General features: G+C 28.1%; 6 protein-coding genes and 1 pseudogene. 6 read left to right on the forward strand and 1 reads right to left on the reverse strand.

Going from position 1 to position 7,113, the window contains the following annotated elements:
• Nucleotides 1-229 precede the first annotated feature (229 nt).
• The gene (locus BM384_RS13940) at nucleotides 230-604 is read right to left on the reverse strand and encodes a hypothetical protein (RefSeq protein ID WP_090014479.1); all 375 of its coding nucleotides are present in this window, start codon (nucleotides 602-604) and stop codon (nucleotides 230-232) included.
• Between the two features lie 150 nt (nucleotides 605-754).
• On the opposite strand from BM384_RS13940, the gene BM384_RS13945 reads away from it, so the two are divergent.
• The 6 genes and pseudogenes from BM384_RS13945 to BM384_RS13970 form a co-directional block, all read left to right on the forward strand.
• A complete protein-coding gene (locus BM384_RS13945; protein WP_090014481.1) occupies nucleotides 755-1,153 on the forward strand; it encodes a DUF6762 family protein in 399 nt (132 codons plus the stop codon).
• A gap of 48 nt (nucleotides 1,154-1,201) precedes the next feature.
• Nucleotides 1,202-2,998, forward strand: coding sequence for an oligoendopeptidase F (gene pepF, locus BM384_RS13950; RefSeq protein WP_090014482.1), 1,797 nt, complete (start codon nucleotides 1,202-1,204; stop codon nucleotides 2,996-2,998).
• A 95-nt stretch (nucleotides 2,999-3,093) separates the two neighbouring features.
• Nucleotides 3,094-4,038, forward strand: a complete 945-nt coding sequence (locus tag BM384_RS13955) for a rhomboid family intramembrane serine protease (protein WP_090014484.1) — start codon at nucleotides 3,094-3,096, stop codon at nucleotides 4,036-4,038.
• Between the two features lie 18 nt (nucleotides 4,039-4,056).
• Entirely contained in the window at nucleotides 4,057-4,632 is a 576-nt protein-coding gene (locus BM384_RS13960; RefSeq protein WP_090014486.1) for a DUF2238 domain-containing protein, read from the forward strand.
• Between the two features lie 317 nt (nucleotides 4,633-4,949).
• Complete coding sequence (gdhA, locus tag BM384_RS13965; RefSeq protein ID WP_090014487.1) at nucleotides 4,950-6,296, forward strand: NADP-specific glutamate dehydrogenase; 1,347 nt, start codon at nucleotides 4,950-4,952, stop codon at nucleotides 6,294-6,296.
• A gap of 637 nt (nucleotides 6,297-6,933) precedes the next feature.
• A pseudogene (locus tag BM384_RS13970) lies at nucleotides 6,934-7,113 on the forward strand (IS701 family transposase); the annotation flags it as partial.

The raw sequence follows: 7,113 nt of genomic DNA on the forward strand, positions 1-7,113 counted from the left end.
TTAATAAACTATACTTATTGCAAAATGTATTCTAATAATTCTTATCACTTCAATACTGGATATAAATCTGCTAAGAAGGATCTACAAAAATCTAAAGTAATATTTATCTATGAAGCTGCAGCAAGCGGTACGCCGATAGAAGAAATTTTTGAGTCATTAAAAATAGCTTAGGATTCTGTTTGGTTACTTGACTATAAAATTTTTCAAGTAAAAATGCACTATCATAGTATTAAGTTTTTTCTATATGAGTTAGTTTCCAAGAGTTGAATTTATCTTTTTTAAAGGTTCCTTTAATTTTTGTTTCATAATGAGGACTTTCTTTAGATAATCCAGAAGCTTCAATAACGGCGCATTCATTATCATTAAATATTAAAGTTATACGCCTAACTCTTAAAAGCCTTTCAGAGGGGGTACCGGAAGTAAGCTCATATTCTACAGCATATTGAAGATCTCTGCATTTAATTTCTCTATTTAGTTTATATAGAGAGAATAGTAGAAGAGTAAAAAGTAACAGAATACATATAATTCTAGATATAGCTCTGCGTCTTTTATACTTTTGTTTTTTTATTATTCTTCTATTGTATGGAATTACTACATCATTCATAATATTAGCCTCCATATTTATTACAGAATGATATTACCATAATATTACAAAACAATAAACGAAAAAATATTGACACTATTGCCTAAAATGTATTATAAACTCTATAATATAAGAAAATACTAAATATAAAAAGTTGAAAGGATGAACTAAATGGATTTTTCAAGCTTAGTATTAATGGAGAAAGATAAAGAAAATGGATATATAACAAAGGAACTTGGAAGTTTTGAAGTTAATGAAGGAGCTTTATTTGTAAAAAAGTTTTTTGTATTAGATAAGGAAGTTAACCTATATTTTGACACTAATAAAGATGTTGAAGAATGGGAATACTCTGCAATATATGATTTATTTAATGAAGAAAGATTTAAGGAAGCAGGATTTGAAATAGAAGAAGATTTAGATGAATATAATCCAACTTTCATACTAAAATTTAAATATGAAGAAGATTATAATGATATGAAAGAATTAATTAATAAAGCTGTTACTCTTATTCAAGAAGAAATGGATAATGTATTTGAAGCAATTAAAGGAAAAGAAGAAGAGTATAAATAGTTTTTTGTGAAAGGAGGGAGCCTTAAAGTATTTTAAGGCACTTAAATAATGAGCGAAAAGGTTTTAAAAAAGAGAGAGGAAATCTCTGAAGAATTTAAATGGAAGCTTGATAAAGTTTTTAAAGATGGTGATTCTTGGGAGGAAGAATTTAAAAAGGTACAATTAGAAGTGCCTAAATATGAAAGTTTTCAAGGTAAACTTAATGATAAGGAAGAGATATTAAAGTATCTTGAATTTAATGAAAAGATATCTAGAAGAGCAGAGAAGTTATATGTATATGCACATATGAAATCGGATGAAGATACTACTAATCAAAAAGCTCAGGCAATGATGAATAAAATTGATGCGTATATGGCTGAATTTGCAAACAAAACTGCATTCTTTGTACCAGAAATTCTTTCTTTAGACGATAGTTTTTTATTAGATATATTAGATAATGATGAAAGATTTAAAAAGTATGATTTCTTATTAAGAGATATATTAAAAGAAAAGAGGCATATTTTAACAAAGGATATGGAAGAATTATTAGCATTAGCTTCAGACTGCCTTGATGCACCTTCAACTATTTATAATATGCTTACAAATGCAGATATGACTTTTGATAAAATTAAAGACGAAGATGGAGAAATGGTGGAATTAACAGAAGGAAATTATTCTTCATTTATAAAAAGCACAGATAGAAGGGTAAGAAAAGAAGCTTTTGAAAAATTGTTTGGACAATATAAAAAGATTGAAAATACTTTAGCATCATCCCTTACTGCAAGTGTGAAAAATTTTAATTTTAGTGCAAAGGTAAGAAAGTATAACTCACCTTTAGAGGCATCTTTAGCACCAAATGATATTCCTTTATCAGTTTACGAAAAATCTATTGAAACTATAGATAATAATTTATCATCTCTTCATAGATATGTTAGATTAAAGAAAAAGCTTTTAGGTTTAGATGAAATTCATATGTATGATTTATATGTGCCAATAATTGAAGTTCCAAAAGAAAAAATATCCTTTGATGAAGCTGTTGCTCTTGCTAACAAAGGATTAGAGCCTTTAGGAAAAGAATATCTTGATATATTTAATGAAGGTATCAAAAATGGATGGATAGATATTTATCAAAATAAAGGAAAAAGAGGTGGCGCGTATTCCTGGGGTGGATATGATACAATGCCATATGTTTTATTAAACTATAATTATGAACTTAATGATGTATCAACTTTAGTTCATGAAATGGGTCATTCAATCCATTCTTATTATTCAAGAAAAACTCAGAATTATTACTATGCAGGATATACTTTATTCTGTGCAGAAGTAGCATCAACAACTAATGAAGCCCTTCTTATTAATTATAAGATAGAAAATGAAAAAGATAAGCAAAAGAAGTTATATCTTATAAATCAAGAACTTGAACAAATAAGAACTACTGTATTTAGACAATTAATGTTTGCAGAATTTGAACTTTATGTGCATAATGCATTAAATGAAGGTGAAGCTTTGACTGCCGCTGACTATAATAAAAAGTGGCATGAATTAAATGTTAAATATTTTGGAGAAGATATGATAGTAGATGAAGACATCGATATAGAATGGTCTAGAATTCCACACTTTTATAATGATTTTTATGTATATCAATATGCAACAGGTTATGCAGCAGCATCAGCTTTTGCAAAATCAATATTAGAGAAAAAAGAAGGAGCTGTTGATAAATATAAAGGATTTTTAAAGAGTGGAGGAAGCAAGTATCCAATTGATATATTAAAGGATGCAGGAGTAGATATGACTACATCTGAGCCTTTAGAAGCTACTATAAAAAGATTCAATGAACTTCTTGATATGATGGAAAAGGAAATATAAAAAATTAAGGCGTATACCCAAAATTTGCATATAAGCGTGGGGTATACGCTTTATTTAAATAAAAGGTTTGAGATTAAAAAGAGGAGGTATATGGATTGGATAAAAAAACAAAGATTATCTGTGATTTTTTAGTTGATAAAGAAGGCTTTTATATTGAGCAATACAAAAGTGGTTATGAAGAGAAATTAGTTTGGATTAAAAGATTTCAAAGAGGGCTATATACAGTTATTATAACTGATAGTGTTCATGCAGTAGAAGATGAAGCTGATGTTATAAGATATTTGCAGGAAAAAAATATGCCCTATTCTTTGCAAATTGTTATTTTTACTGATGGAAAATATGAGCCCATTAATATACGTTCTAAAAAAATTATCATAGATAAAAGAAATAATAAACTTTTATATAGTGATGAAGAAGTTGCATCTTTAGCTCAGGTGTTTGTAAAACTAATAGATCCTAAGTTGAAAAAACAAAAAATTAAGGATATGAATATAACAATTTCTTTAATTGCTATAAATATAATTGTTTATATTATAAGTGCATTAATGTCAGGTAATATTATAGATATAGATAGTATGACATTATTTAAAATGGGAGCTAAATATGGACCTGCTATTGAGAATGGACAAGTTTGGAGATTATTCACAGCAGCCTTTTTACATGCTGATATTATGCACATAGCTTTTAATATGTATAGTTTATATATAACAGGAGCAGATGTGGAAAAAATTTATGGCAAGAAAAAATATATCATTATGTATGTTTTATCGGCCATTGGATCAAGTTTATTAAGTTTTATATTGGCACCAAGAACCTTAGCGGTTGGTGCTTCAGGAGCAATTTTTGGATTATTAGGAGCTTTACTTGTATATACTCTTAAAAATAGAAAAATCATAAGTAGAAATTATGTATTTAATATTTCATCTGTAATTTTATTAAATCTATATATTGGCTTTACATCTACTGGAATAGACAACTATGGTCATATAGGAGGTTTGATAGTTGGTATTATAGTATCATTAATTTTGAATATACTATAATTAAAGGAAGGTGAAAAAATGAAAGGACAATATAAATTAATAACTTCTTTATTTTATATATTATTGTTCATTACAGCTATATGGAATTACTTTTATGGTGAAGGAGAAAAGTTAGCTAGAATAGGATTAATAATGATAACTATTTTAGTAGATATATATATATTTAAGAAGACATTTTTGAAAAATTACTACTATTTATATTATGTATCTCTATTTTTTATATTCATATCTATGTATTTAGCCAGTGTATTTAACTTTTATTCCTTTAAATATTATGATAAGTTTTTGCATCTACTTTCAGGCATTTTGCTTGGTGTAATAGGATTAGTAATATATATGCATTTATCTAATAATTCTTTAGATAATGGAATGAAAAAAGAAACTATTTTTATATTTCCTCTTATTTTTTCAATAGCATGTGCAGGGCTATGGGAGATATGGGAATTTTCTACAGATCAGATTTTTGGTCTTACATCGCAGCTTAATAGTCTACATGATACTATGTGGGATATAATATGTGGAACTACTGGCGCTATGGTATCTTGCATATTTATAAATTTTTACTTAAAACATAATAAAGAATTGAAGAAATAATTATTATTTTAAGTTATATGGGAAAAAATAAGTTTTTATTTCTAATTCCAATAAAGGTTATTCTGACAAATAAAGAATGCCTTTATTTATTATGTGACAAAATAAAAGTGCGTTTTATGAGAAAATGGGAAGGCTGAAAAGATTAAATTGACAAATTAATTATATTGTGGAGATATATTTAACAAATTGATAAAAAATAGTATACACATGTGAGGATAATTATACAATAACAAAAATATTAGTAAAATATAGAAAAATATTTCAAATTGGTGTATTATATATACATTGGTTAATTAATTTTTAAGGAGATGTAAAAAATGATTGGGAGACAGTATGTTGATTCAGTTTTAGAAACTGTAAAGAGCAGAAATAATGGAGAAAAAGAATTCCAAGATGCAGTAACAGAAGTATTAAATTCATTAGTACCTGTATTTGATAAGCATCCTGAATTCATGGAAGCAGGTTTACTTGAAAGAATAGTAGAACCAGAAAGACAAATAGTATTCAGAGTACCATGGGTAGATGATAATGGAAAGGTTCAAGTAAATAGAGGATATAGAATCCAATTTAATAGTGCTATAGGGCCTTATAAAGGTGGATTAAGATTCCATCCATCAGTAAATATTAGTATTATTAAATTCTTAGGATTTGAACAAATTTTCAAAAACTCATTAACTGGACTACCAATCGGTGGTGGTAAAGGTGGATCAGACTTCGATCCTAAGGGAAAATCTGATGCAGAAGTTATGAGATTCTGTCAAAGCTTCATGTCAGAACTTCAAAGACATATAGGTCTTGATACAGACGTTCCAGCTGGGGATATCGGAGTTGGTGGAAGAGAAATCGGATACCTTTATGGATATTATAAAAAATTAAGAGCTGCTAACGATCAAGGTGTATTAACTGGAAAAGGATTAACATACGGTGGAAGTTTAGCTAGAACTCAAGCTACTGGATATGGTTTAGTATACTTCACAGAAGAAATGCTAAAAGATAATGGAACTAGCTTCAAAGGAAAAACTGTAGTAATTTCAGGATCAGGAAACGTTGCTATTTATGCTAATGAAAAAGCAACTGAACTTGGTGCTAAAGTTGTAGCTATGAGTGATTCAAATGGTTATATCTATGATGAAAATGGAATAAACCTAGATGTAGTTAAGGAAATTAAGGAAGTTAAGAGAGGTAGAATTAAAGAATATCTTGAAAAAGTTCCTACAGCTAAATATGTAGAAGGTTGCAGAAAGATTTGGGAAGTTAAATGTGATATTGCTCTTCCATGTGCTACACAAGGAGAAATTAATAAGGAATCAGCTGAAATTTTAGTTAAGAATGGTACTATAGCAGTTTCAGAAGGTGCTAATATGCCATCATCACTAGAAGCAATCAATGTATTCCAAAGCAATGGAGTAATGTTTGGACCAGCTAAGGCTGCTAATGCAGGTGGAGTTGCTTGTTCAGCCTTAGAAATGTCACAAAACAGCATGAGATTATCTTGGACATTCGAAGAAGTTGATGCAAAACTTCAAGGTATAATGAAGAATATCTATGCTAATTCAAGTGCAGCTGCTAAAGAATATGGACTTGAAAAGAATATCCTTGCAGGAGCTAATATAGCAGGATTTATGAAAGTTGCAGATGCTATGATGGCACAAGGAATTGTATAATATAAAGAAAAAATAGTAGGATGCTTCATGAAGAAAACTTCATGAAGCATTTTTTAATGCATACAAAAATATAAAATTTTTTTGATGTTAAACACTGATTTTGACTGGCTTTCTCATATGGAAGTTGTCAAATGCATTAAAAAATAATTGTAGGACGCAAAATAACCTAAAAGCAAAATAGTTAAATTGTATTTTAATATGAAGTTATTTTACTTTTAGAACCTTTTGCATGGCAAAACAAAGTTGATTCCTGCGCTGAAAAGCGTGGCGTCAGCCACTTTGTTCATATCTAAAAATATAAAATTTTCAAGTGAGTAAAACATGATAAATAGGGACTTTCACCTATCTAATATATTAAATTCCTTTTAAAATTTTTTGCTAGATGTTAGTAAAAGATTACCTATATACTAAAGTATGATTTGTGATGCTTTAGCGTTATGATGAACTTTGGTATTAATTGAGTTTATGCCTGCATATAGTATAATAATAGGAAATATACCAGTAAAAAAATTATATTCATCTATAATAGTGCAAAAATGCTTGAATAATTTTACAACTGAATAAAATAAAAAAACATTTATGATAAATCTCTGTTATAATTAAGTTCCTACACAAAATTCAACAAGGAGATACATAAATGTTTCAGAACACAATTATATCAAACGAACCATCAATATACAAATTTTTTAATCAATTAAATTTTGATTTTTACTTAACAAATCCTCAGTTAAAGCATTTAGAAAATATCATGAATGCTATGATATCTAAAGGCTTTAATGGTAAGATTTCCGACATAGCGGAGCTTGCACCTGCAAGA

The sequence above is a fragment of the Clostridium sp. DSM 8431 genome (assembly GCF_900116755.1).
In the GTDB taxonomy this organism is placed as follows: domain Bacteria; phylum Bacillota; class Clostridia; order Clostridiales; family Clostridiaceae; genus Clostridium.

What these genes read in the sequence shown, in the direction of transcription:
- BM384_RS13940 (WP_090014479.1), bottom strand. Translation starts at nt 604, where the DNA reads ATGAATGATGTAGTAATTCCATACAATAGAAGAATAATAAAAAAACAA.
- BM384_RS13945 (WP_090014481.1), top strand. Translation starts at nt 755, where the DNA reads ATGGATTTTTCAAGCTTAGTATTAATGGAGAAAGATAAAGAAAATGGA.
- pepF (WP_090014482.1), top strand. Translation starts at nt 1,202, where the DNA reads ATGAGCGAAAAGGTTTTAAAAAAGAGAGAGGAAATCTCTGAAGAATTT.
- BM384_RS13960 (WP_090014486.1), top strand. Translation starts at nt 4,057, where the DNA reads ATGAAAGGACAATATAAATTAATAACTTCTTTATTTTATATATTATTG.
- gdhA (WP_090014487.1), top strand. Translation starts at nt 4,950, where the DNA reads ATGATTGGGAGACAGTATGTTGATTCAGTTTTAGAAACTGTAAAGAGC.